Origin of the sequence: Micrococcus sp. Alg238-R198 (assembly GCF_900537135.1) — a bacterium.
Lineage (GTDB): Bacteria > Actinomycetota > Actinomycetes > Actinomycetales > Micrococcaceae > Micrococcus > Micrococcus luteus.
The window spans coordinates 199524-223269 of record NZ_UNRH01000002.1; the positions used below are offsets into that span (position 1 = coordinate 199524).

20 protein-coding genes, 1 tRNA gene and 1 pseudogene are annotated in these 23746 nt (G+C 74.2%); 8 read left to right on the top strand and 14 right to left on the bottom strand.

Annotation, left to right across the window (positions count from 1 at the left end; translation table 11 throughout):
- Nucleotides 1–152: 152 nt before the first annotated feature.
- From G6R13_RS02950 to G6R13_RS02960, 3 genes are all read left to right on the top strand, one after another.
- Nucleotides 153–3434, top strand: coding sequence for an MMPL family transporter (locus G6R13_RS02950; RefSeq protein ID WP_163721010.1), 3282 nt, complete (start codon nt 153–155; stop codon nt 3432–3434).
- Between the two features lie 64 nt (nt 3435–3498).
- Nucleotides 3499–4500 (top strand): aminotransferase class IV, encoded by a 1002-nt coding sequence (locus G6R13_RS02955; RefSeq protein ID WP_163721011.1) that lies wholly within the window; start codon nt 3499–3501, stop codon nt 4498–4500.
- Between the two features lie 77 nt (nt 4501–4577).
- Complete coding sequence (locus G6R13_RS02960; RefSeq protein ID WP_036317169.1) at nt 4578–4856, top strand: DUF4235 domain-containing protein; 279 nt, start codon at nt 4578–4580, stop codon at nt 4854–4856.
- Between the two features lie 77 nt (nt 4857–4933).
- Here G6R13_RS02960 and mnhG read toward each other — a convergent pair whose 3' ends face one another.
- The 9 genes and pseudogenes from mnhG to G6R13_RS03005 all read right to left on the bottom strand — a co-directional run bounded on the left by mnhG (nt 4934) and on the right by G6R13_RS03005 (nt 15065).
- The gene (gene mnhG / locus G6R13_RS02965) at nt 4934–5341 is read right to left on the bottom strand and encodes a monovalent cation/H(+) antiporter subunit G (RefSeq protein ID WP_073116706.1); all 408 of its coding nucleotides are present in this window, start codon (nt 5339–5341) and stop codon (nt 4934–4936) included.
- Nucleotides 5338–5676, bottom strand: a complete 339-nt coding sequence (locus G6R13_RS02970; RefSeq protein WP_036317163.1) for a monovalent cation/H+ antiporter complex subunit F — start codon at nt 5674–5676, stop codon at nt 5338–5340. Before G6R13_RS02970 ends, mnhG begins: the two co-directional genes overlap by 4 nt.
- Nucleotides 5676–6293 (bottom strand): Na+/H+ antiporter subunit E, encoded by a 618-nt coding sequence (locus G6R13_RS02975; protein ID WP_102708545.1) that lies wholly within the window; start codon nt 6291–6293, stop codon nt 5676–5678. The genes G6R13_RS02970 and G6R13_RS02975 overlap by 1 nt, the downstream gene beginning before the upstream one ends.
- A complete protein-coding gene (locus tag G6R13_RS02980; protein WP_102708544.1) occupies nt 6280–7911 on the bottom strand; it encodes a Na+/H+ antiporter subunit D in 1632 nt (543 codons plus the stop codon). Before G6R13_RS02980 ends, G6R13_RS02975 begins: the two co-directional genes overlap by 14 nt.
- Nucleotides 7908–8468, bottom strand: a complete 561-nt coding sequence (locus G6R13_RS02985) for an NADH-quinone oxidoreductase subunit K (RefSeq protein WP_101962225.1) — start codon at nt 8466–8468, stop codon at nt 7908–7910. The genes G6R13_RS02980 and G6R13_RS02985 overlap by 4 nt, the downstream gene beginning before the upstream one ends.
- Nucleotides 8465–11563 (bottom strand): Na+/H+ antiporter subunit A, encoded by a 3099-nt coding sequence (locus G6R13_RS02990; protein ID WP_163721013.1) that lies wholly within the window; start codon nt 11561–11563, stop codon nt 8465–8467. Before G6R13_RS02990 ends, G6R13_RS02985 begins: the two co-directional genes overlap by 4 nt.
- A 68-nt stretch (nt 11564–11631) precedes the next feature.
- Nucleotides 11632–13017 (bottom strand): annotated as a pseudogene (locus G6R13_RS02995) (MFS transporter); the annotation flags it as partial.
- Nucleotides 12951–13532, bottom strand: coding sequence for a dCTP deaminase (dcd, locus tag G6R13_RS03000; RefSeq protein WP_036317147.1), 582 nt, complete (start codon nt 13530–13532; stop codon nt 12951–12953). The gene dcd and the pseudogene G6R13_RS02995, both read right to left, overlap by 67 nt.
- Nucleotides 13533–13535: 3 nt before the next feature.
- Nucleotides 13536–15065 (bottom strand): hypothetical protein, encoded by a 1530-nt coding sequence (locus tag G6R13_RS03005; RefSeq protein WP_145015386.1) that lies wholly within the window; start codon nt 15063–15065, stop codon nt 13536–13538.
- Between the two features lie 179 nt (nt 15066–15244).
- Between G6R13_RS03005 and G6R13_RS03010 the strand changes: the two genes are divergently transcribed.
- The 3 genes from G6R13_RS03010 to G6R13_RS03020 all read left to right on the top strand — a co-directional run bounded on the left by G6R13_RS03010 (nt 15245) and on the right by G6R13_RS03020 (nt 17152).
- The gene (locus G6R13_RS03010) at nt 15245–15724 is read left to right on the top strand and encodes a TrkA C-terminal domain-containing protein (protein ID WP_101962221.1); all 480 of its coding nucleotides are present in this window, start codon (nt 15245–15247) and stop codon (nt 15722–15724) included.
- A gap of 7 nt (nt 15725–15731) precedes the next feature.
- A complete protein-coding gene (locus G6R13_RS03015) occupies nt 15732–16979 on the top strand; it encodes a cation:proton antiporter (RefSeq protein WP_159833463.1) in 1248 nt (415 codons plus the stop codon).
- Nucleotides 16980–17078: 99 nt separating this feature from the next.
- A tRNA-Gly gene (locus G6R13_RS03020) sits at nt 17079–17152 on the top strand.
- Between the two features lie 68 nt (nt 17153–17220).
- Here the strand turns inward: G6R13_RS03020 and G6R13_RS03025 are convergent.
- The gene (locus tag G6R13_RS03025; protein WP_065572502.1) at nt 17221–17667 is read right to left on the bottom strand and encodes a DUF2087 domain-containing protein; all 447 of its coding nucleotides are present in this window, start codon (nt 17665–17667) and stop codon (nt 17221–17223) included.
- A 260-nt stretch (nt 17668–17927) separates the two neighbouring features.
- Between G6R13_RS03025 and G6R13_RS03030 the strand changes: the two genes are divergently transcribed.
- The gene (locus G6R13_RS03030; protein ID WP_159833465.1) at nt 17928–18908 is read left to right on the top strand and encodes an AEC family transporter; all 981 of its coding nucleotides are present in this window, start codon (nt 17928–17930) and stop codon (nt 18906–18908) included.
- 55 nt (nt 18909–18963) lie between these two features.
- Here G6R13_RS03030 and G6R13_RS03035 read toward each other — a convergent pair whose 3' ends face one another.
- Nucleotides 18964–19302 carry a hypothetical protein gene (locus G6R13_RS03035; protein ID WP_236557204.1) on the bottom strand — a complete coding sequence of 113 codons (339 nt, stop codon included), beginning with the start codon at nt 19300–19302 and terminating at the stop codon, nt 18964–18966.
- A 161-nt stretch (nt 19303–19463) separates the two neighbouring features.
- Between G6R13_RS03035 and G6R13_RS03040 the strand changes: the two genes are divergently transcribed.
- A protein-coding gene (locus G6R13_RS03040; RefSeq protein WP_159833467.1) for an IS5 family transposase occupies nt 19464–20358 on the top strand; the annotation gives its coding sequence in 2 pieces (ribosomal slippage) (nt 19464–19820 and nt 19822–20358; 894 coding nt in all).
- On the opposite strand, the gene G6R13_RS03045 is transcribed toward G6R13_RS03040, so the two are convergent.
- The 3 genes from G6R13_RS03045 to G6R13_RS03055 form a co-directional block, all read right to left on the bottom strand.
- Nucleotides 20355–20948, bottom strand: coding sequence for a hypothetical protein (locus G6R13_RS03045; protein ID WP_163721015.1), 594 nt, complete (start codon nt 20946–20948; stop codon nt 20355–20357). The two genes, G6R13_RS03040 and G6R13_RS03045, sit on opposite strands and share 4 nt — an antisense overlap.
- 124 nt (nt 20949–21072) lie before the next feature.
- Nucleotides 21073–21546, bottom strand: coding sequence for a flavodoxin domain-containing protein (locus G6R13_RS03050; RefSeq protein ID WP_163721017.1), 474 nt, complete (start codon nt 21544–21546; stop codon nt 21073–21075).
- Between the two features lie 40 nt (nt 21547–21586).
- On the bottom strand, nt 21587–23686 hold the full coding sequence (locus G6R13_RS03055; protein WP_134377241.1) for an NHL domain-containing thioredoxin family protein: 2100 nt from the start codon (nt 23684–23686) through the stop codon (nt 21587–21589).
- Nucleotides 23687–23746: the final 60 nt, after the last annotated feature.

The window sequence follows — 23746 nt, forward strand, 5'->3', positions numbered from 1 at the left end:
TGCCCGGGGCCGGGGGCGTCGGGGTCTGCGTGCGGGCCGGTTGGGCGCCCGCGCTGGGACCGGAGCGGTTCGCTCCGCTTAGGTGTAGCATCGGAGGCGGCGCGCCGCGTCCGGCCGCGTCCCACCCCAGCGCACGGAGACCTCCCCTTCCCATGGCGACACTGCTCTACCGTCTCGGCCTCGGCGCCGCCCGCCGCCCCCTCCTCGTGATCCTCGCCTGGGTGCTCGCCCTGGCCCTCGCCGTCGGCGGGTTCCTCGCCTTCGGCGGCACGCTCTCCTCCACCGTCACCATCCCCGGCACGCCCACCGCCCAGGTCACGGACCGCCTCAAGGAGGAGTTCCCCGAGGCCTCCCGCGGCAGGGGCCAGGTCGTGTTCACCACCGAGGACGGCTCCCCCCTGACCGACGCCCAGCGCGAGCAGATCACCGCCCTGTTGGACGACGTCGCCGAGCAGCCGGCCGTGGAGGGCGTCGTGAACCCGTTCGAGGCCCAGGCCCAGCAGGACGACGCCCGCACCCGGCTGGACGAGGGCCGCACCGAGCTGGCCGACGGCGAGCAGCGCCTCGCGGACGGACGCCAGGAGATCGAGGACGGCCGGGCCGAGCTCGAGCGTCGCACGGCCGAGGCCGACGCGGCCGAGCAGCGCCTGGCCGAGGCCGCCGCCCAGCTGGACGAGGGGCAGGCGAAGCTCGACGCCGCGCGCGCCGACCTCGAGGAGCGTGGCCTGGACGCCCTGCCGGCCGAGGCCCTGGCCCCGCTCCGGGAGGCCGAGCAGCAGGTGGCCGAAGGCCAGGAGCAGCTCGACGCCGGCCGCGCCGAGCTCGAGGAGCAGGCGGAGCGCCTCGAGGCCGGGCAGGCCAAGCTCGACGCACAGCGTCAGGAGCTCGAGGCCGCGCAGGCCGAGCTCGACGCCCGGTGGGCCGAGCTCGAGGCCGGGCAGGCCGAGCTCGACGCCCGGGCCGAGCAGCTGGCCGCGGGCCGCGCCGAGCTCGAGCAGGCCCGGGACGCCGCACTGGCCGAGGCCGAGGCCGCCGGCATCCCGGCGGAGCAGGTCACCGAGCAGTTCGCCGACCAGGAGGCGCAGCTCGCCGCCGCCGAGGCACAGCTGGCGGCCGGTCAGGACCAGGCCGACGCCGCCCGCGCCCAGCTGGAGGCCGCCCAGGCCGAGGCCGACGCGGGCGCCGAACAGCTCGCGGCCGCCCAGGCCGAGGCCGACGACGGCGCCGCCCGACTCGCCGCCGGCCGGCAGCAGCTGCAGGAGTCCGAGGCCGAGCTCGAGGCCGGCCGCGAGCAGGTGGCCGCGGGACGGCAGCAGGCCCTGGACGCGGCCGAGGCCGAGCTCGACGCGCAGCAGCAGAAGATCGACGAGGGCCGGGCCGAGTACGAGCGCGGCGTCGCCGAGCTCGAGGACGGCCGGGCCCAGCTGGCCGCCGGCGCGGAGCGCCTGGACCAGGCCGAGGCGGACCTCGCCGACGGCCGCGCCGAGCTGGAGGACGGCCGCGTCGAGGCCGAGCGCGGCGAGCGCACCCTGGCCCTCGCGGAGGACTTCCGCACCGTGTCCGAGGACGGCAGCACCGCCGTCGGGATCGTCACCTTCACCACGCCGACCCTGGACGTCACCGCCGAGGACAAGGAGGCGGTCACCGGCGCCCTCACCGGCGCGGACATCGACGGCGTCGCCGTGCATCCCTCCCAGGAGCTCAACGCCACCGCGCCCTCCCTGCTCGGCCCGGGCGAGGTCGTGGGCCTCGTGGTCGCCGCGATCGTGCTGGTGGTCATGCTCGGCACCCTCGTGGGCGCGGGTCTGCCGCTGGTCAACGCGCTGGTGGGCGTGGGCGTGGGCGCCGCCGGGGCGCTCGCGTTCTCCTCCGCCGTGGAGATGATCTCCGTGACCCCGGTGCTCGGGGTGATGCTGGGCCTGGCCGTGGGCATCGACTACGCGCTGTTCATCGTCAACCGGCACCGCCAGGAGCTGCGTCGCGGCACGGGCCTGCACGAGTCGATCGCGCTGGCCAACGGCACCTCCGGCAACGCCGTGGTGTTTGCCGGCATCACCGTGATCGTCGCCCTCGTGGGCCTGAACGTCACCGGCATCCCGTTCCTGGGCCTGATGGGCACCGTGGGCGCGGTCTGCGTGGCCGTGGCCGTGCTGGTGGCCGTCACCCTGACCCCGGCCCTGCTCTCCCTGGCCGGGATGCGGATCCTCTCGAAGAAGGAGCGGGCCCGCCTCGCCGACGAGGGTCCCGCCTCCGTCGCCGAGGGCTCCGCCGCCGTGCGCCGCGCCGGGCGCCGCTCGACCATGTCCACCCCGGCCGCGATCGCCTCGGCCCTGGCGGCCGTCGCCCTGCTGGTGCTCGTGGCCCTGCCGGTCGGCTCGATGCGCCTGGGCCTGCCGGACGGCGGGTCCGAGCCGGAGGGCTCCGACTCGCAGGTTGCGTACGAGCTCACCGCCGAGAAGTTCGGCGAGGGCTACAACGGCCCGCTCGTGGTGACCGTGGACCTGCCCGCCGGCCTGGACGAGGACGCGGCCGAGGACGCCCGCCTGGCGGTGGGCGAGCAGCTCGCCGGCCTCGAGCACGCGCACGCCGTGGTGCCCGCGGGCTTCAACGAGGACCGCACCGTCACCATGTTCCAGGTGCTGCCCGAGGAGGGCCCGAACGCCGTCTCCACCGAGGAGCTGGTGCGCGACCTGCGCGCCACCGAGCCGGCCGGCGAGGCCTCCAACCTCGGCGTGGCCGGCATGACCAGCGGGTTCATCGACGTCTCGGAGAAGCTCTCCGACGCCCTGCCCCTCTACCTGGGCGTGGTGGTGGGCCTGTCCCTGCTGATCATGGTGCTGGTGTTCCGCTCGATCCTGGTGCCGCTGATCGCCACCGGCGGGTTCGTGCTCTCCATGTTCGCCGCCATGGGCGGCGTGGTGGCCATCTACCAGTGGGGCTGGCTCGGCTCGGTGTTCGGGGTCCACAACCCCGGCCCCGTGCTCAGCTTCCTGCCGACCATCATGATCGGCGTGCTGTTCGGCCTGGCCATGGACTACCAGCTGTTCATCGCCTCCGGCATGCGCGAGGCCTACGCCCACGGCCTGCCCGCCCGCCAGGCCGTGCTGACCGGCCTGCGCTCGGGCCGGGCCGTCGTGATCGCCGCGGCGATCATCATGATCTCCGTGTTCGGCGGGTTCATCTTCGCCCACGACGCGATGATCCGCCCGATGGGCTTCGGCCTGGCCTTCGGCGTGCTGCTGGACGCGTTCGTGGTGCGCCTGCTCCTGATGCCGGCGCTGATGCACCTGCTCGGCGAGAAGGCGTGGTGGCTGCCGCGCTGGCTCGACCGGATCATGCCGGACGTGGACGTGGAGGGCGCCCAGCTCGAGCGCGCCCACGCCCCGGCGCAGCCCTCCGTCCCCGCCCCGGACGGCGGCGCCCACCGGGCCTGACCGCCCCCGACTGATGCCCGCCCCCGGCCCCGATCGGCCGGGGGCGGGCGTCTATCCTGGGCGGATGCGTCCCACCGCCTTCTCCCCCGCCGCCGGCTCGCCCGTCCTCGTCCTGCTCGAGACGGACGCGGACGGCGCCCCCGCCCCGCGGCTCGCGGACCCGGCCGTCCCGCACCTGAGCGTCACGGACCAGGGGGTCACGCGCGGCGACGGCATCTTCGAGACGGCGCTCGCCGTCGCCGACGGGCTCGGGACCCTGCGCATGCGCAAGCTCGGAGCCCACCTCGGCCGGCTGGCCGCGTCCGCCGCCGCCCTGCAGCTGGCCGCCCCCGAGGCGGCGGCGTGGGAGGCCGCCGTCGCGCTCGGCCTGCGGGCGTTCACCGAGGCCAACGACGTCGCGCCCGGGGACCGTCTCGCCGTGCGCCTGACCGTCACCCGCGGCCCGGACGCGGCTCCCGGCGCGGTGCCCACGCCCACCGCGTGGGCGCTGCTGAGCCCGGCCCCGGCGATCCAGGACGAGGAGCGGCAGCGGGGGCTGCGGGTGCTGCTGCTGGACCGCGGCATCGACTCGCAGGCCCCCGAGCGCTCCCCGTGGCTGCTCACCGGTGCGAAGACCCTCTCCTACGCCGTGAACATGGCCGCCCTGCGCTACGCCCGCGCCCACGGCGCCGACGACGTCGTCTTCACCAGCGCGGACGGCTACCTGCTCGAGGGCCCCACCTCCACGGTGCTGATCGTGCGCACCGGGGAGGACGGCGTCCGCCGTCTCCTCACCCCGCTGCGCCAGAAGGGCATCCTCGCCGGCACGTCGCAGGCCGTGATCTTCGCGGCCGCCCACGCGGACGGCTGGGAGCTCGGCTACGGCCCGCTCGTCCCGGCGGACCTGAAGGGCGCCGAGGGCGTCTGGCTCGTCTCCTCGGTGCGCGGCGTCCTGCCGGTGCGCGCCGTCGACGGCGTCGAGATCCCCGTGGACCACGAGCTCACCGGCATGCTGCAGGCCCATCTGGACGCCGACGGCGACCCCGGCCGGCACGTCAGCGGCGACCCGGTGCCCACCGCGGGCTAGGCTGGGGACCGGCCCGTCCGGCGTCGTCGGCCGCGGCCGCAACCGCACGTGAGATCCCCGACCACGGAAGGCGCACCATGAACACGCTCGTCCAGAAGGCCCTGTCCGCCGGCATCACGCTGGTCGGCGGCATCGTCGGCTCCCGCGTGGTCGCGGGCGGCTGGCGGCTCGTCACCGGCCACAGCGCCCCGGACGACGCGGCCGACGAGACGCTGCCCCTCGTCGAGGCCCTGTCCTTCGCGTTCATCTCCGCGGGCGTCGCGGCGCTGCTGAAGGTCGCCGGCCAGCGCGGCGCCGGCGCCGCGATCCGCAAGGTGTCCGAGTCCACCGCGCACCGCGTGGACCACGAGGTCTGAGCCGCCCGCGACCACCACGACGACGGCCGCCGCCCGGAGGGATCCGGACGGCGGCCGTCGTGCTGTGCGGGGTGGTGTCAGCGGCGCCCGCGTGGCCGGGCGCCGGCGCGGCGCGGCCCGGGGTCCGCCGGGGGCTCGGCCCGACGGACGACGGCGGCCAGCTCGTCCCGGTGCAGCAGCTCACGGCGGGCGTGCTTGGTGCGGTAGCCCGTGCGGCCCACCAGGTGGGAGGCCACCGGGGCCGTGACCATCTGGGTGACCCAGGCCAGGAACAGCACGGGCAGCCACACCCACGAGCGCCACTCGATCGCCAGCCCCGCGAGCATGAGCAGCAGGCCGAGGACCTGCGGCTTGGCGGCGGCGTGCATGCGGGCCAGCAGGTCCGGCAGCACGAGCAGGCCCACGCCGGCCACCAGGGAGAAGAAGGCGCCGCTGACGAGCAGGAACGCGGCCAGCCAGTCCAGGAGCGTGGCGGTGTCGGTCATCGGCCCTCCTCCCCGCCCGGCACGTCCGTGGTGCCGGGCACGCGCGCCTGGTCCTCGAGCGAGTGGTCCGGGCGCCGGTCCTCCGCGAAGCGCGCCACCGTCACCGAGCCGACGAAGCCGACGGCGGCGGCCAGCACCACGAGGACCACGTGGTGGGTGTGGCGGTGCACGGCCATCTCCAGGACGAGCATCCCGGAGAACACCACGAGCAGCACGTCCGTGGCGACCGCCCGGTCCAGCAGCGAGGGGCCGCGCACGATCCGGTAGAGCGCACCGACGGCGCCGACCACGAGCAGCGCCCCGCCGGCCCACGTGGCCAGGTCCATGGGGTCCATCAGGCCTCCTCCTTCGGGGGGCGGGCGGCGGGGGGCGCCGAACTCGGGAAGCGGCGGACCAGCTCGAGGTCCTCACGCGTGCCGACGGCGCGGATGATGCCCGCCTCCACGTCGAGGGCCTTGGCGCGGAAGCCCGCCACGTCCTCGTCCGTGGTCGCGTCGAGCACGTGCAAGTACAGGACGGAGCGGACCCGGTCCACGTCCAGCACGATCGAGCCCGGCACCAGGGCCAGGGCGTGGCTGACGAGCGTGATGATGAGGTCGTCGTGGCTGCGCAGCGGGACGCCCACGATCGAGCCGCGGGCGCGGCGGCCACGCAGCAGCACCGTCCCGGTCACGTTGACTGAGGCGCGCACGACGTCGACGAGGAACCGCACCGTGAACACGAGGGACCACCAGGGGTTCAGACGGCCGCTGAACGGGATGTCCGGCATCGGGAAGAGCCCGATGATCAGCAGCGCGAAGGCGAGGCCGGTCAGGGCCACGTGCGGAGCGAAGTCCTGCCACAGGGCGCACCACACGGCCACCATCACGAGGATCAGCGGCCACTGGGCCACGATGCCCCGGATCCGGTCGGGGCGCACCACGTCGCGGCGAGCGGAGTCACTTCCGGGCATCGTGCACCTCCGTCGGGTCGACGCTGAGGGTGGCCGCGGCCCGCTCGGCCGCGGCGTCGTCGAGCACCGCGGCGATGTAGGGCGAGCGGTCGAGCATGTCCGTGGCGGCCTCGTCGGCCAGGGCGAACAGCGGACCGGCGGCCACCGTGAACACCAGCGTCAGGCCCACGAGCGCCGTGGTGGGCAGCACGAGGCCCGGCTCGAGCGGGCGGGGGCGCTCGCCACGGGCGACGGCCCGCTCGTAGGCGGCCACGAGCTGGGCGGGCGGGTGCTCCAGGTCCTCGACGCGGCGCCAGAACGCGCGGGTCCACACGCGCACCACCACGAGCAGGGTCAGCAGGGACACGAGCAGGGACACGCCCACCAGCGTGTAGGCCAGGGGCGTGGCCTGCTCGACGCCGCCGCGCAGCAGGCCGACCTTGCCGAGGAAGCCGGAGAACGGCGGGATGCCGCCGAGGTTGAGCGCGGGCACGAGGAACAGGACGCTCACAAACGGGGAGACCTTCGCCAGGGACCCGAGGCGGTCGATGTTCGCGGTGCCGGCGCGGTTCTCGATCAGACCCGTGACGAGGAAGAGCGTGGTCTGCACGGTGATGTGATGGGCCACGTAGTACACGGTGGCCGCCAGCCCCGCCTCCGTGGCCAGGCCCAGGCCGAAGATCATGTAGCCGATGTGGGAGACGAGGATGAAGGACAGGATGCGCTTGATGTCCGTCTGGGCCAGCGCGCCGAGGATGCCCACCACCATGGTCAGCGCGGCCACCACGAGCAGGAGCGCGTTGACGTGCTCCCCCGGGAAGAGCAGCGTCTCGGTGCGGATCATCGCGTATACGCCGACCTTGGTGAGCAGGCCCGCGAACACCGCGGTCACCGGGGCGGGCGCGGTGGGGTACGAGTCCGGCAGCCAGAAGGAGAGCGGGAACACGGCCGCCTTGATGCCGAAGCCCACCAGGAGCAGCACGTGCAGGACCATCTGCACGTCGGTGGGCAGTTCGCCCAGCTTCACGGCCAGGTCCGCCATGTTCACGGTGCCGGTGGCCGCGTAGATCATCGCGATCGCGATCAGGAACACCACCGAGGAGATCACGGAGACCACCACGTAGGTGACGCCCGCGCGGATCCGCTGGGCCGTGCCGCCCATGGTCAGCAGCACGTAGGAGGACGTCAGGAGGATCTCGAAGCCCACGTAGAGGTTGAACAGGTCGCCGGCGAGGAACGCGTTGGACACGCCCGCCACGAGGATCAGGAACGTGGGGTGGAAGATCGAGACCGGTCCGCCCTCGTCCCGGTTGATCAGCCCCTGGGCCGAGGCGTACAGCAGCACCGCCAGGGTGATCAGCGCCGACACCACGAGCATGAGGGCCGAGAGCCGATCCACCACGAGGCTGATGCCCAGCGGGGCCGGCCAGCCGCCGAGGTGGACGGCCGCGACCCCGGTGTCCCAGACCGCGGCCAGCAGCAGCGCGTCCAGCACGAGGGTGAGCACGAGCGCGGAGACCGTGACGGTGATCTGCGCGCGGGGGCGGCGCACGAGCATGAAGGTCACGGCCGCGCCCAGCACGGGCAGCATGACGGCCAGCGGGGCCAGGTCGGTCAGGGGGACGGAACCGATGCTCATGCGCGCTCCCCGCCCTCGGGACGGCGGCCGCGGGACGCTGCCCCGGATCCGGTGGGCGCCTGGGGGGCGGGCGTGGCGTGCTGCACCTGGGGCCGTGCCTCCGTCGCGTGCTCGTAGTGGGCGTTGGGGTCCGCGGCGTCGTCCAGGAACTCGGAGGACTCCGCCACGAGCTCCGCGTCGTCCTCCGCGTCCCAGGCGGGCATCCGGGCGATCTTGACGTCCTCCGCGTCCACCTCGACCTCGTCCTCGCGGACGAGCAGCCACGAGCGGTAGATCATGGCGGTCAGGAACGCGACCACGGCGAAGCCGATCACGATCGCGGTGAGGATCAGCGCCTGCGGCAGCGTGTCCGCGTACTCGTGCGGGTCCCGTCCGCGCACGAACAGCGGGGCCAGGCCCGTGCCGCCCGAGGAGAGGAACAGCAGCATGATGGCGCCGTTGTTGATCAGCACGATGCCGAGCAGGATGCGCGTCAGGCTGCGCTCGAGCACCAGGTAGATCCCCCCGGCGAACATCACGCCCATCGCCAGGAGCAGGGCCAGGTCGACGGTCATCATCGGGCGGCCTCCGGGGCGTCGGGGGTGGACGGGGTGGGCATGCGCGGATGACGACGGCGGGCCGCGGCGCGCAGGCGGGCGCGGCGGGCCTCCTCGCCCCGGCGGTCCACCTCACCGCCGAGCGAGCGCAGCACGTCGATCACGAGCCCGACCACCACGAGGTACACGCCGATGTCGAACGCCGTGGCCGAGACCAGCTTGAGGGCGTCGCCGAACAGCGGCAGGTCGGTGAACTCCACCACATAGGACTGCAGGATCTGCCCGCCGAAGAAGAGCGGGGCGATCCCGGTGAGCGTGGCGATCGCCAGGCCCAGGCCGATCATGGGCCCGGCCGGGATCACGGAGGCCTCCTGCAGCTCGTACCGGCCGCCGGCGAGGAAGCGCAGCGTGAGGGCCAGGCCTGCGAGCAGGCCGCCGGCGAAGCCGCCGCCGGGGGTGTTGTGCCCGGCCAGCAGCAGGTAGACGGAGAGCAGCATCATGATCGGGAACATGAAGCGGGTGACGACCTCGAGGATGATCGAGCGCCGCTCGGGGGCCATCGTGTGGCCGGCCACGAGCCACTGGCCCTTGCGATCGTCCACAGCGAAGCTGCGCACGACGGACAGCTCGCGGGCCCCGAGCGAGGAGTCGGCGCCGAAGTCGCCGACGGAGCCGGGGGCGACGTCGTCGATGCTGCGGGTGCGCCCGTCGCGGTGCTGCAGGAAGATCAGGGAGGCCACGCCGGTGGCCGCGGCGGCCAGCACCGTGATCTCGCCCCACGTGTCCCACGCGCGGATGTCCACGAGGGTGACGTTCACGGCGTTCGTGCCGTAGCCGTCCGTGTAGGCGAGCTCCGGCATGGGCAGCGAGATCCGCTCCGCCGTGCGGGCGGCCAGCGCGGTGGCGGCGATCCACATCATGGTCAGGGCGAAGCCGCCGGCGACCGCCATGCGGGCGATCCGCCGCGAGCCGGTGCGGCGGTCGTACCAGTCCGGCGGCAGCACGCGCAGGCCCAGGATGAGGGTGACCAGGATGATGGTCTCCACGAGCACCTGGGTGATCGCGAGGTCCGGGGCGCCGCGCATCGCGAACAGGGCGGCGGCGCCGTAGCCGGTCACGGACACCAGCATGATCGCCTTGAAGCGGCGGCGCGCGCGGACGGCGAACACGGTGGCGACGGCGATCATCAGCACCACGACCAGCTGCGCCGGGGTCTGGAACCAGGCGACGTCCGCGGAGAGGAACGAGGTGGCCAGCGTGCGCTCGCTGCGCCCCACGGGGAAGAGCAGGAACGCGGCCGGCAGCAGGAACGCGGTGGCCAGGATGATGCCCAGGTAGCGGCGCAGGGAGCCGGTCTGGGTGCGCCCCGTGACCCAGATGGCGACCTCGTCGAGGGCGCCGGTGATCTTCCGGTACGTGCGCAGGGCGTCGACCGGGAACTCGACGCGGCGCTGGAACGCCTCGACTCCCGTCCGGCCGAGGGCGAGCAGCGCGCCGAGCACCCAGACCCCCGCGGAGAGGGCGAGGATGGGCGTCCAGCCGTGCCACAGGGCCAGGTACGCCGGCGCCTCCTCCGGGTCCAGCGGCGGCAGGGAGCCCGTGTGGGCGGTGATGATCCCCTCCACCGGGCCGGGCAGGAAGGCGAGCACGAGGCCGACGAGCGCGAGCAGCGCGGCCGGGGCCAGCTCGAGGGTGGTGACGCGGGTGTGGAAGCGCGTGACGGGGACCGCGGCCCCCTCCTCGTCCCGCTTGGCGGCGAACGAGCCCCACAGGAACCGCCACGTGTAGGCGAAGGTGAGCACCGAGCCCACGGTCATGAGCACGAGCGGCGTCCAGCCCCACACGTCCGCGTGCGCCACGCCGTGGGCGGCCAGGCCCTCCAGGACGGACTCCTTGGCCACGAAGCCGAACAGCGGAGGCAGGCCGGCCATGGACAGGCCCGCCACCACGGCGACGGCGGCCAGGGCCGGGTGGCGGCGGCCGATCCCGGAGAGCTGGCGCAGATCGCGCGTGCCGGCCTCGTGGTCGATGATGCCGACCACCATGAACAGGGGGGCCTTGAACACCGCGTGGGCCAGGAGCATGGCGAGGCCGGCCATGGCGGCGTCGCGGGTGCCCAGCCCGTTGGCCACCATGAGGAAGCCGAGCTGGGAGACCGTGCCGTACGCGAGGACGAGCTTGATGTCTGTCTGCCGCAGGGCGCGCCAGCCGCCGAGCAGCAGGGTCCACAGACCCACGCCGATCACGAGGACCTGCCACATGGCGAGGCCGTGGAACTCCGGGGCCAGGCGGGCCACGAGGAAGACGCCGGCCTTCACCATGGCCGCCGCGTGCAGGTACGCGGACACGGGGGTCGGCGCGGCCATCGCGCCCGGCAGCCAGAAGTGGAACGGCGCCTGGGCGGACTTGGTCAGCGCGCCGATCAGCACGAGGCCGACGGCGACCTCGAGCAGGACGCGCCCGCCGTCGTCCGCGAGGAGGCCGGGGGCCGCGGCCAGCACGCCGGAGATCCGCCAGGAGCCGGCCATGTGGGCCAGCATGATCAGGCCCGCCAGCATGGCCAGGCCGCCGACCGTGGTGACGATCAGCGCGGTGATGGCCGAGCGGCGCGCGAAGATGCGGTGGCCGGAGTAGCCGATCAGCAGGAAGGACAGGACGGAGGTGACCTCCCAGAAGGTGTAGAGCACCATGAGGTCGTCCGTGGTGACGAGGCCGAACATCGCGCCGGCGAAGGCCAGCAGCTGGCCCCCGAACACGGCGTTCTTCGCCTCGTGCTCCCGGAAGTAGCGGGCGCAGTAGGCCAGGACCAGCGCGCCGACACCCAGCACGATCAGGGACATGAACGCGGCCAGCACGTCCATGCGGAACGCGAGCTCGATCTCGAGGTACGGCACCCACGGCACGGTGCGGTCCAGGTGCGCCGCCGAGGCCGGGACCGGCCGGCCGGCGTCGAGCGCCTCCTGCAGCGCGAACACGTGTGGCAGCTGGGTGAGCAGCCAGACGAAGCCCGCCGCGGGAGCGGCGGCGAGCAGATAGAACCCCTGACGTCCCGTCCACCGGAAGAGCACCGGGGCGGCGAGCGCGACGACGAAGAGCGCGGTCAGGGTGACGAGCATGCGGTCCCTTCGTCAGGCACGGGCGAGGGTCCGGTCCAGACTAGCGGAGGGATGCATCCCGCCCGGGGTCAGCGAATCGATTCCGCGCTCCGCGTGATCGGTTCCGTGACGCGGGCGAACAGCAGCCCACCGGCCACGAGCACGACGGCGATCACGGGGATGACCACCCGGTTGTCCGGGTGCAGGGCGAGCGCGAGCGTCACGAGGGCGGGCGTGATGAACCCGACCGCGCGGCCCGTGGTGGCGTACAGCCCGAACACCTCGCCGGCCGTCCGCGGCGTGGTGAGCCGGCCCAGGAACGCGCGCGAGGCCGACTGCACCGGGCCCACGAACAGGCACAGCGCCAGCCCGCCGACCCAGAACGCGAGGGTGCCCGAGGCGAAGAACAGCGCCCCGGCCACGAGGACCATGGCGGCCAGCGAGCCGAGGATCACTCGGCGCGGACCGACCGCGTCGTCGAGCCGCCCGCCCACGAAGGCGCCCAGGGCGGCCACCACGTTGGCCGCGATCGCGAACAGGATCACGTCCGAGGCCGCCAGCCCGTAGACCGTGGTGCCCAGGATGGCGCCGTAGACGAAGACCGCCCCGACGCCGTCGCGGAACACCGCCGAGGAGAGCAGGAACCACAGGGTGTTGCGGTCCTCGCGCCACATCCGCGCCAGGGTGGACCCCAGCGCACGGTACGAGGCCGCCAGGGACTCCCGCCGCGGGCCGCCGCCGGGGGACGGCGCGGGCGCCGGGTCCGGCACGGCCACCAGCACCGGGATCGCGAACACCAGGAACCACGCCGCGGCCACCAGCGCCACGACCCGGATGTTCAGCCCCTCGTCCTCCGTGATCCCGAACCAGTGCGCGTCCCCCGAGACGAAGCCCACGAACACGATCAGCAGCAGCAGGATCCCGCCGAGGTAGCCCGCTCCCCAGCCGATCCCCGAGATCCGGCCGATCGTGGCCGGCGTCGAGATCTGCACGAGGATCGCGTTGACCTGCACCTCCGCGAACTCGAAGAACACGGTGCCCAGGGCGATCAGGGTGACGCCCAGCAGCAGGGAGGACTCCCGGGGCGTGACGAAGAAGCACGCCGCGGTGCACGCGATCACCGCCGCCGTCATCACCCCCAGCCAGAGGCGGCGCCGGCCCGCGCCGTCCGCGCGCCGGCCCATCACGGGCGCGGTGACTGCGATGACGACGCCGGCCACCGCCATCGCCGTCGAGAGCCAGGCCGTGCCCCGCTCGTCCGGCCCGAACGCGTCCGAGGCCAGGTAGGTGCCGAACACGAAGGTGACCATGACCGCGTTGAACGCGGCCGAGCCCCAGTCCCACAGCGCCCACGCGGCCACCTGGCGGCGCGGGGCGGCGGAGGCGACCGGCGGGAGCGCGACGTCGGTCATCGCTCGATGCGGGTGAGATGGAAGTCGCGGTGCGCCCGGGAGGCCGTGGGCCCGCGCTGACCCTGGTACCGGTTCTGGTTGGCCCCGGTGCCGTACGGCGACTGGGCCGCCGAAGAGAGCCGGAAGAAGCACAGCTGGCCGATCTTCATCCCCGGCCACAGCGTGATGGGCAGCGTGGCCACGTTGGACAGCTCGAGCGTGACGTGCCCGGAGAAACCGGGGTCGATGAACCCGGCGGTCGAGTGCGTCAGCAGGCCCAGCCGCCCCAGCGAGGACTTGCCCTCGAGGCGGGCGGCGAGGTCGTCCGGCAGCGTGACCTGCTCATAGGTGGAGCCGAGCACGAACTCCCCCGGGTGCAGGATGAAGGCCTCGTCCGGGTCCACCTCCACCAGCCGGGTCAGCTCGTCCTGCTCCTGGCGCGGGTCGATGTGCGCGTACCGGTGGTTGTCGAAGAGCCGGAAGAACCGGTCCAGGCGCACGTCCACGGACGCGGGCTGGACCATCGCCGGGTCGAGGGGGTCCAGGCCCACGCGGCCGGAGTCGAGCTCGGCGCGGATGTCACGGTCGGAGAGCAGCACGGCTCAGTCCATTCGCACGACGACGGCCAGCGGGGTGCGCTCGCGGCCCTGGCCCAGCGGGTTGTCCGCGAAGGCGGCTTCGAGGACGGCGGCCGACGCGGCGGTGTCCTTGCCGAGGGCGTTGCGGCCGATGTCGTTGGCGTCCATCACGACGGTGCCGGCGAAGGAGGCCTTCGCCCAGGCCGGGATGTCCGCCGCCCGGATCATCGCCGAGACCTCGGCGGCCACCCGGTCCGGCTCGGCCGGGGGCAGCTTGGCCGAGACGTTGGCCGGGAACGTGGAGTAGGTGGTGGGCCCGTCGATCGCGCGGACGTTGCCGCCCACCACGTTGTAGAACACACCGCGCTTGCCGGCGACCTTGCCGGCGGCGCCGGCGGCCGCGGAGAGCACGATGCGCGGCAGGCCGGCCTCCTGGATGGCCAGCTGCATGGTGGTGGGGTCACCCAGACCGATGCCCGCGGGCGTGCGGGTGACCAGGCGGGAGAGGGCGCGCGCGGCCACGGAGGGGCGGACCTCCCAGGTGTAGTAGGAGCGGCCCTGGGTGATGGCCACGATCTTCTCGGACACGGAGAAGTGCCACGGGGCGTCCTGCGGCATCGCGTCCGCGGGCAGGTCGCGGAAGAAGTCCTCGATCTCGCCGCGCAGGTAGGCCTGCAGGTCCGTGTCCCGGTCCACCAGGCCGGTCTGCACGGGGAAGCGGCGGTAGCGGCGGCCGTCCTCGGCGGAGACCAGGTCGAGCTCCTTGCCCGGGTTCGGCTCGTGGTCCGGCTTGGCCGGCGCCGGGGCTCCCGCGGCCTCGTCGACCGCGGCGGCGGGGCCGGCCGGGGCGGCGTCCGCGTCCACCGCCTCGCGCAGCCAGAGCTCGAGGTTGAGCAGGCGCCAGAAGCGCTCGGGGTCGTGCCGGCGCGGGTGGGCGAGGAAGTCCTCGAACAGCGCGCGGACGGTGGGCGCGTCGGCGTACGGGCGGGCGGCGAACGAGTCGGAGGCGAACACCTCGCGGACCGGCTCGCGCAGGGCGAGCAGCAGGCCGGCCGCGGCGTCGTCGTCCGCGGGGCGGGCCGGCGGGAGGACGGCGTCCACCAGGCCGGCGAGCCGCCCGCGCGGCACGCCGCGGTCGGCGGGGCGCTCGTCCGCGTGGGCGTCCACGAAGGCCGAGTTCAGCAGCGCCTCGACGGGCACGTCGGCGCGCTCGCGGGAGTCGGCCAGGCGGGCGGCGACGTCGCGCCGGGTCGCGGTCAGGGTGCGCGCGGCGCCGCGCAGGCCACGGGACGCGCCGGCGGCCGGCGGCGTCGGGGCGGGGCGGCCGCACACCTGCGCGGTCGAGGCCAGGGGACCGCCGTGGGCGCGGATCGCGGCGCGGACCGACTCGAGGTCGGCGACCGGGGACGGCGTCGCGGCGGGGGCGGGCGGTGCGGGCCGGGGACCGCCCACGAGGAAGGGGCGGTCCGTCTCCCCGAACGCGAGGTAGCGGTACACCGCCGTGTCGTCGGGGTGGGCGGGGACCTGGGCCGCGTCGGCCGTGGTGTCGCGCATGGGACGTCCTTCCGGGACGGGGGCTGCCGGACGCGGCCGGCCGCGGCCGGACGCGGTTCGGACTCTACCAGCGGCCCCCGGCGCACTTTCGTTCGGGAAACGGCGGCCCCTGGCGCACTTTCGTTCGGGAAACGGCGGCCAGGACGTCGACGGCGCGGCCACAACCTACGATGTACGACATGAGCCTCCACGAGACCTCCCTGCCGGGCATCGGCGTGCGCCGCGAGCTGGCCCTCGCCGACGGCCGCCGCATCGGCGTGGTCACCCACCGCGACGGCCAGACCGAGCTGATCCTCTCCGATGCCGAGGACCCGGACGCCTGCGCGACCTCGCTCCCCCTGACCCTCGAGGAGGCGTCCGCCCTGGGCGCGCTCCTGTCCGGGCCGCGACTGGTCTCCCAGCTCCAGGAGGAGCACGCGGACCTGCCCGGCATCACCACCCGTCAGCTGATCCTGCCGTCCGACTCCCCGTACGCGGGCGAGGTGCTCGGGGCGACCCGCATGCGCACGCGCACCGGCGTCTCGATCGTCGCCGTCGTCCGCTCCGGCGTCACCCACGCCTCCCCCGCCCCGACCATGCTCCTCGAGGGCGGCGACCTGCTCGTGGTGGTCGGCACCAGCGAGGGCCTCCGGAAGGCCGAGCGGCTGCTGGCCGCCTGAGGCCCCCGTGGACACCACGCTGATCGCCCTGATCGAGCTCGGGGCCGTGCTCCTGCTGCTCGGCGCCCTCGGCCGGTTCGCCGGAAAGATCGGCATGTCCCCCGTCCCGCTGTACCTGCTGGGCGGACTCATGGTCGGCGTCGGCGGGCTGCTGTTCACCCACGTCGACGCGGCCGGTGTCGCGCACAACCCCATGGAGCCCATCGAGGAGTTCAGCCGACTGGCCGCCGAGATCGGCGTCGTGCTCCTGCTGCTCATGCTCGGCGTGGAGTACTCGGCCCGTGAGCTCGTCGACGGGCTGCGCGGCTCCTGGCGGGCCGGTGTGTTGGACATCGTCCTGAACTTCACCCCCGGAGCGGTGGCCGGGCTGCTGCTCGGCTGGGGGCCGGTGGGCTCCCTCGTACTGGGCGGCATCACCTACATCTCCTCCTCCGGCATCATCGCGAAGGTCCTCGGCGACCTCGGCCGCGTCGGCAACCGCGAGACCCCCGTGCTGCTGTCCGTGCTCGTGTTCGAGGACCTGGCCATGGCGGTCTACCTGCCCGTGATGACGGCGCTCGCGGCGGGCACCGCCTTTGTCTCCGGTCTGAAGGCGGCGGGCGTCGCGCTCGTCGTCGTCGCCCTCGTGCTGGGGGTGGCGGTGCGGTACGGTCCCCAGATCTCGCGGCTGCTGCACTCGGACGAGCAGGAGAACTTCCTGCTCACGGTGCTGGGGCTGGCGCTCGTCGTCGCAGGCGTGGCCGGGGCGCTGCAGGTCTCGGCGGGTGTGGGCGCGTTCCTGCTGGGCATCGCGATCTCCGGAGCGGCCGCCAAACAGGCCCGCGCCGTGCTCGAGCCGCTGCGCGACCTCTTCGCCGCCCTGTTCTTCGTGCTGTTCGGCATGAGCGTGGATCCGCGCACCCTGCCGCCCGTGCTGCTGACCGCGCTGGCCCTGGCCCTCGTCACGGCCGCCACGAAGGTGGCCACGGGCTACCTCGCCGCGCGCGGGGCGGGGATCGGCGTGGCCGGCCGCTGGCGCGCGGGGGCGGCCCTGACGATCCGCGGGGAGTTCTCCATCGTGATCGCCGGGCTCGCCGCGTCGGCGGGTGGCGTGCCACCGGAGATGACCGCGTTCGCGACGGCCTATGTGCTCGCCCTGGCGGTCGCCGGGCCGGTGCTCATGCGGTACGCGGACGCGTTCGGTCGCTCGCGCGCCCGGGCGGCGACGCGGCGGGTGCGGTCGCGCGAGGTCGGCGCGGCGGACCCGGTGCACTGACGTACGGGTCCGCGGGGCTCGATGACGACACGGGGCCGGTGCACCGGCCGGGCTGGTGTATCGTGGTACCCGCGCCGCAGGCGGAAACCGAGCGGTTGCGCGGGCGTAGCTCAATGGTAGAGCGCTTGCTTCCCAAGCAAGATACGCGGGTTCGATTCCCGTCGCCCGCTCCACACCACGACGACGGCCCCGGGCCCCTCACGCGAGGGACCCGGGGCCGTGTCGCTTTACGCCGCTCCCCTCAACGGCCCGCGCGGATCTCGCGCAGCCGGCGTTCCAGGTCGACCGGCAGGTCCGCGGCGAAGCGCGGGTCGAGGTCTGGCCCGGCGTCCGCCAACCGGTAGACACCGTCGGCGCGGTCGAGGAACCCGTAGTCCACGAGTTCGCGACGCAGCGTGGCCACGTCCTCGTGGGCGGGGCGCAGCAGGTCGTTGACCTCAGCCTCCGCGTAGGCGCGGCCCGCTCTGAAGCGACGCAGCAGCTCGAGAAGGACGGCCACCCGCGGCTTGCGGCGCGCGGGGATGGAGCGCAGCCGGTCCCCGTCGAAGAAGCGGGCGAGCACGGTCGCGTGGTAGCGCTCGGCGGACTGCCACTCGTCGGCGAGGGCCGCCGCCGCGGCGGTGTACCGCTCACCGGTGACGGCCATGCGGGCGCGGATCAGGGTCTTGAGGTCGGACTGACGGGTCATGGTGCATCCTCGCCGGCGCGCTCCCGGCCATGCCGCGCCGCGGGTCGGGGACGACGTCCGTCGCGTGTGGGTGGGCCCGAGGATCCGCTCCCCTTCGCGCCGGGCTGCAGGGCCCTGCCGCGCGGGGCCGGGCCGCGTGGCGCGCTCGGCGGTGGGCGCCGCCGTCGTGATCCAGGCTAGCCGACGCCCGCGGCGTAGGATCGCGCCATGCCCCTGACCCCGCCGCGGACCGCCCCACCCCGACCCGTGGAGGCCCGTCCGTGACCCAGGTGCTCTCCGGCTTCGCGGTCGTGTGGGTGATCATCCTCGTGGGCGTCCTGGTGGGGCGCACGGGGGTGCTCGGCGAGCACGGCCGCACCGTGCTCTCCCGCGCGGCGTTCTTCATCGGCAACCCGGCGCTGCTGTTCGTCACGCTCTCCCGCGCGGACGTGGGCGCCGTGCTGGGCCCCCAGCTGTGGGTGGCCTCGCTGTCCGCGTTCGCGGCGGCCGCGCTGTACCTCGCGGTGACGATCCCGCTGTTGAAGGGCAGGCCGGCCTCGGAGCGGATCATGTCCGCGCTCAGCGCCTCGCTCGTGAACTCGGCGAACCTCGGCATTCCCATCGCGGCCTACGTCCTCGGCGACGCCGCCCTGGCCGCCCCGGCGCTCATCTTCCAGCTGGCGATCTACACGCCGCTCTACGTGGCCGCGATGGACGCCGCCACCGCGCGCGAGGCCCGGCGACGCACGACGGCGGGCCGGCGCCGTGCGGTGCGCCGCTCCCCCGGGCGCGCCGTGGCCGACCAGGTCCGCCACACGGTCACCAACCCCCTGATCCTGGGCTCGGTGGCCGGCCTGGCCTTCTCTCTCACCGGCTGGTCGCTGCCGGGCCCCCTCATGGAGTCCGTGGAGCTCATCGGCGGGCTGTCCATCCCGGCGATGCTCCTGGCGTTCGGCATGTCGCTGGTCGGCTCGCGGCCGCTCGAGCGCGCCGGCGGGCGTCGCGCGGACGTGCTGCTCGCCTCGGCGGTGAAGCTGGTGGTGCATCCGCTGCTGGCCTGGCTGCTCGCGCAGTTCGTGTTCGGCCTGGATGCACGGCACGTGTTCGTCGCCGTCGTCCTGGCCTCGCTGCCGACCGCACAGAACGTGTTCGTCACCGCCGTGCGCTACGACGCGGGGCTGCGCGTCTCGAAGGACACGATCCTGGTCACCACGATCGTCGCGATCCCGGCGATGATCGCCGTCGCCCTGCTGCTGGCCTGAGGCCGACGACGGCGGCGCCCGGCCCGGTGTCACGCGCCGGACGCCTCGCCGCGGCTCAGACGTCCCGGCGGATCAGCTCGTCCAGCCCCGTGGGCGAGAGCAGGTACGGGGCGACCTCGAGCACGGTGCGCGCCCCCGTCTCCCCCTGGGCCTTCAGCCGCGCGGCGGCACGGCCGTCGGCGACCTGTGCGGCGCGGGCCTCGGCGATCGCCTCCTCGCTGGGGATCGTGTACTGCACGCCGCGCCGGACGCCGGGGACCCGCCGGACGGCGTCGGAATGGCCCGGCGAGAGGCCCCTGCCCCAGAACATGTTCTGCTGCGCCTGCGGGAACAGCGCCGCACCCAACACGCGATTCATCGAGAACAGGCCCGGGTCCCAGCCGGTGGAGATCATCGCCACGTGCCCGCCCTCCCGGGCCGCGGCGTCCGTCTCGGCGCGGTGCCGCGGGATGAGCTGGTGGTTGCCGTACTGGCGGGGTCGTGGTCAGGTCGGTCCCACCGGCCTAGGGCGTGTCTGAGAATGGATCCAGGGGGCCAGCTGACACCCTGGAAGGCATGTCCCGCTTCGAGATCCTCTCCGATGCCCAATGGGAACTGATCGCCCCGATGCTCCCTGCCCGGACCGGTCGACGGGGCCGGCCGTTCTCGGACGCCCGCACCATGGTGGAGGCGATCATCTACCGATACAGGTGCGGGATCCCCTGGCGGGACCTGCCCGAGGTCTACGGGCCTTGGCAGACCGTGTGGACCTGGCACCGGCGCTTGGCTGAAGAGGGCACCTGGGATGCGGTGCTGGCGAGGCTGACCGCCGCCGCGGACGCCGAAGGCCTGATCGATTGGTCGGTCTCGGTGGACTCCACGATCGCCCGCGCCCACCAGCACGCCACGAACATCACCCGCCTCACAGGGGGATGGGTCGAACTACAAGAATCCGCGTGAGGAGCCGGCCGATCACGGCATCGGGCGCTCCCGTGGAGGGCTGAGCACGAAGATCCATCAGCTCGTGGACGGGGCCGGGCTGCCGTTGGTCAGTCTGATCACCCCTGGCCAAGCCGGGGACTCCCCGATGCTGCTGCCGCTGCTGGGGCAGCTGCGCGTGGCACGGCCGGTAGGGCGGCCCCGGACCCGCCCCGAGGCGGTGCTGGGTGACAAGGCGTACTCCTCCCGGGCGATCCGCACCCACCTGCGTGCCCGCCGGATCAAAGCCGTGATCCCCGAGCCGGCGGATCAGCAGGGCCACCGCAGGCGCCGCGGCTCGGCCGGTGGCCGTCCCGTTGGCCTGGACTCGCAGGCTTACAAGGGCCGGAACGTGATCGAGCGCCAGTACGCGCACCTGAAGCAATGGCGGGGCCTGGCGACCCGGTACGACAAGTACGCGATCGTCTACCGAGCCGCCGTGGTGTTGAACGCTGTGCTCGCGTGGTCCAAACGATTGTCAGACATGCCCTAGGCCCGGCGCCGCGGGGCGCCGAGCCCGCCCGCCGGACCGCGCAGCAGGAGCACGACGACGGCGACCAGCCCCGCCAACGCCAGCACGCTGACCACGTAGATCGGCCAGGCCCACGGGCTGTGGTCGCCCCCGCCGATGCCGTAGGTGTCCGCGAGCGCCATGCCCGGCCCGAACGAGGCCATGAAGTAGGCCGGGGACGCGGCGACGAGCGAGGCGAGGCCCAGGGCGAGGACCGCCAGCGGGTCGACCTCCTCGCGACGCCACGTGAGGAACCACAGGATCGCGGCCACACCGAACCCGGCCGCTAGGATCACGGCCGGAAGGACGAAGGGGACGCCGAGCTGGCCCGCCGCGCTCAGGTCCGCGTAGATCCTCCCGAGGCCGCGGTCGCCGGGCGCGGCGGCCAACGGGTTGAGGACGAACACCTGCAGGGCCGCGAGCGCCGCGACCGCCGCGACGACGCCCGGGACCACCGCACCCGCGGCGAGCCGCACCCAGCCGGGCCGGTCGGGCAGAGCGAGGGGCGCCGTCGTCGGGCGGGGCCGGGCGGGGCGGGAGGACGCGGCGGGGCGACGGGCGGCATGGGACATGCGGCCAGGTTAACCGCTCGCCTCGGCTGCGGACACGAGAGCCTCCGTCGCCGTTTCGTCAACGAAAGCGTCTGCGGAGGCTCCTCCGCCTCCACCGTCTCGTCGACGACAGCGGCGGGTGAGGTCAGCGCACGCCGGCGCCGGGGAGGGTCTTGGCCCAGGCCTCGATGGCGTCCCAGTCGCGGAAGTCGCCGTAGTGCTCGTTGCGGGAGAGCTTGAGCTTCTCCAGCCGGCCCAGGCGCTCCTCGAAGAGCGCCCCGCGGAAGTACGCCACCTCGCGCGGACCGTAGGACTCGAGCTTCTCCCGCACCGGCGGGGCCAGCTCGGGCGCGCCGCCGGAGGCCAGGATCACGAGCGGCAGGTCCGCCAGCTCGGCCCGACGGGTGTCGAGGAACGCCCGCGCGTCGGCGGCGAGCGAGCCCGTGTAGACCGGGGCCGCGACGATCACCGCGTCCGCCGTGGCCAGCCACGCGGCGGCGCCCTCGACGTCCTCCACCACGGTCGGGACGGCCTGCGACGTGCGCAGCACCTCCGCGACACGCTCGGCGATCTCTCGCGTGGATCCGTGGGCGGACGAGGTGACGATGAGCGTGGTCATGGTGGGGCGCAGCCTTCGGGGTCGGGGGCGGACGACGCGCTCAGTGTATCCCGCGCAGGTCCAGGTCCAGGCGGGTCTCGGCGCCCTTCGGGGCCCGGTCCGGGGTGTGCACCGTGACCGGGATGCCCCAGTCCTGCTGGTACAGGTGGCAGGCGGCGTGGTCCGGGATGGGCTGCCCCTTCTCCCCGTCGCACGCGGCGGCCCGGGCGGTGATGTGCAGGACGCCCTCCTCGACCTCGGGGTTCAGCCGCAGCGTCCGGTGCAGCCCCGTGGACGTGCCGGCGCCCTCGAGCAGCAGCTCCTCCGGGGACGAGGAGACCTTCAGCTGCGTGGGGTCGCCCCAGCGGTCGTCCAGCTTCTGCCCCGTGGGCGCGGCGAAGCCGATCGTCAGGTCCAGGTCGCCGGCCACCACCGGGGTGCGGGGACGCTGCGTCTGCCGCGCGCCCTCGTCCACGGTGAGGAACTCCTCCGGCACCGCCAGCCGCGTGAGCCGGTGGGCGTTGGACTCGACCACCACGATCGCAGTGTCGTTCCCGTCCGCGTCGTGCTCCACGAGCACGTCCGAGGGCTCGAGCAGCCCCCGCGCCACCGTGGTCACCGTGGCCGGGACCGCCCGGCCCGCGGCATCCTCGCCGGCCGGGGCGTACCGGCGGATCGCGCCGTTGTACGTGTCGGCGATCAGCACGGAGCCGTCCGGCAGGGCTGTGACGCCCAGCGCGTGCTGCAGGCGCGCGCGGTCCGCCTCCCCGTCCACGTGGCCGAAGTCGAACAGGCCCGCCCCGACGGCGGTCCCGACCTCGCGGCGCCCGTCCTCCCCGGTCCGCACCCAGCGCACCGCGGAGGTCTCCGAGTCCGCGACCCACAGCGTGCCGTCCGCGCCCACGGACAGCCCCGAGGGCTGCGCGAACCAGGCCCGTCCGGCGTCGCCGTCCAGCAGGCCCTCGAGCGCCGTGCCCGCGTGCACCGCGAGCGCGTCTGTGACGGGGTCGAAGTCGAAGAGCTGGTGCGTGCCGGCCATCGCGATCACCACACGCCCCAGGGCGGGGTGCCACACGACGTCCCACGGGGAGGACAGCGAGATCGCGGTCGGCTCCCCGGGCAGGTCCGCGAGGTCGACGGCGACGTCCCCCTCGTCGTCGACGGCGGCGGCCTCCTTGGCGCGCTCGGAGTCGATGAGCTTCTGCACGCCGTTGCCGGCGAGGGTGCTGACGTGCCCGTCCGACAGGCGCAGGCCCCGCAGCCGGTGGTTGACGGAGTCCGCCACGACGACGTCGTAGCCGACGCGCTGGGCGACGTCCTCGGGCAGCAGCGCCAGGCCCTGCGGCTCGTTGAACAGCGCCTGGTCCGGCCCGCCGTCCGCGTGGCCCTTCTCCCCGGGCGTGGGGAATGCGAGCTCGGCCTGGCCCGCGTCCGCCGTGGCGGGGTCCCCGCCGCCGAACGCGCGGAGCACCGTGGTCAGGTCCTCGGCGACCTCCAGGAGGCGGTGGTGGCCGGTGTCCGAGACGAGGAACGTGCCCGGGCGGGAGCCGCGGCCGCCGAGCGACACGGCCTTGCCGGGGAACGACAGGTCCCGGGCCACGGGGGCGGGCGGGACGTAGGGGCCCGAGCCGCGGTGCAGCGTGCCCTTGGCCTCGTGCTCGGCCACGAGCTCGCGCACGAGCCCGTAGAGCCCGGCCACGTGCCCCTCTCCGGACAGGTGCGCGGCGATGTAGCCCTCCGGGTCCACCACCACGAGGGTGGGCCACGCGCGCGCCGAGTACGCCTGCCACGTGGTCAGCTCGGGGTCGTCCAGCACGGGGTGCTCGATGGCGTAGCGCTCGACGGCGGCCGCGAGCGCGTCCGGGTCCGCCTCGTGCTCGAACTTGGGCGAGTGCACTCCCACCGTGACGAGCACGTCCGCGAACTCCTCCTCGAGCGGGCGCAGCTCGTCCAGGACGTGCAGGCAGTTGATGCAGCAGAACGTCCAGAAGTCGAGGAGGACGACCTTGCCGCGCAGGTCCTCGAGGCTCACCTGCTCGCCGCCGGTGTTCAGCCAGCCGCGGCCCACGAGCTCGGACGCGCGCACCCGGGTGGCCGCGCGCGGCACGGCGGCGGGGGCGTCAGCGGTCGGGGCGGGGTTCGGGGTCTGCGGTGCGGTCATGTCCACCATCATGACGCACGCCCCGGACGCGTCAGCCGTGAGCGGACGCCGGCGGCGTCA

Excerpts from the sequence above, each read along its gene's own strand:
- G6R13_RS02950 (WP_163721010.1), top strand. The coding sequence starts at position 153 with ATGGCGACACTGCTCTACCGTCTCGGCCTCGGCGCCGCCCGCCGCCCC.
- G6R13_RS02955 (WP_163721011.1), top strand. The coding sequence starts at position 3,499 with ATGCGTCCCACCGCCTTCTCCCCCGCCGCCGGCTCGCCCGTCCTCGTC.
- G6R13_RS03005 (WP_145015386.1), bottom strand. The coding sequence starts at position 15,065 with ATGCGCGACACCACGGCCGACGCGGCCCAGGTCCCCGCCCACCCCGAC.
- G6R13_RS02990 (WP_163721013.1), bottom strand. The coding sequence starts at position 11,563 with ATGCTCGTCACCCTGACCGCGCTCTTCGTCGTCGCGCTCGCCGCCCCG.
- G6R13_RS03050 (WP_163721017.1), bottom strand. The coding sequence starts at position 21,546 with ATGACCACGCTCATCGTCACCTCGTCCGCCCACGGATCCACGCGAGAG.
- G6R13_RS03055 (WP_134377241.1), bottom strand. The coding sequence starts at position 23,686 with ATGACCGCACCGCAGACCCCGAACCCCGCCCCGACCGCTGACGCCCCC.
- G6R13_RS03025 (WP_065572502.1), bottom strand. The coding sequence starts at position 17,667 with ATGACCCGTCAGTCCGACCTCAAGACCCTGATCCGCGCCCGCATGGCC.
- G6R13_RS03045 (WP_163721015.1), bottom strand. The coding sequence starts at position 20,948 with ATGTCCCATGCCGCCCGTCGCCCCGCCGCGTCCTCCCGCCCCGCCCGG.
- G6R13_RS02960 (WP_036317169.1), top strand. The coding sequence starts at position 4,578 with ATGAACACGCTCGTCCAGAAGGCCCTGTCCGCCGGCATCACGCTGGTC.
- G6R13_RS02980 (WP_102708544.1), bottom strand. The coding sequence starts at position 7,911 with ATGAGCATCGGTTCCGTCCCCCTGACCGACCTGGCCCCGCTGGCCGTC.
- G6R13_RS02970 (WP_036317163.1), bottom strand. The coding sequence starts at position 5,676 with ATGGACCCCATGGACCTGGCCACGTGGGCCGGCGGGGCGCTGCTCGTG.
- G6R13_RS03035 (WP_236557204.1), bottom strand. The coding sequence starts at position 19,302 with ATGATCTCCACCGGCTGGGACCCGGGCCTGTTCTCGATGAATCGCGTG.
- G6R13_RS03010 (WP_101962221.1), top strand. The coding sequence starts at position 15,245 with ATGAGCCTCCACGAGACCTCCCTGCCGGGCATCGGCGTGCGCCGCGAG.
- mnhG (WP_073116706.1), bottom strand. The coding sequence starts at position 5,341 with ATGACCGACACCGCCACGCTCCTGGACTGGCTGGCCGCGTTCCTGCTC.
- G6R13_RS02985 (WP_101962225.1), bottom strand. The coding sequence starts at position 8,468 with ATGATGACCGTCGACCTGGCCCTGCTCCTGGCGATGGGCGTGATGTTC.
- G6R13_RS02975 (WP_102708545.1), bottom strand. The coding sequence starts at position 6,293 with ATGCCCGGAAGTGACTCCGCTCGCCGCGACGTGGTGCGCCCCGACCGG.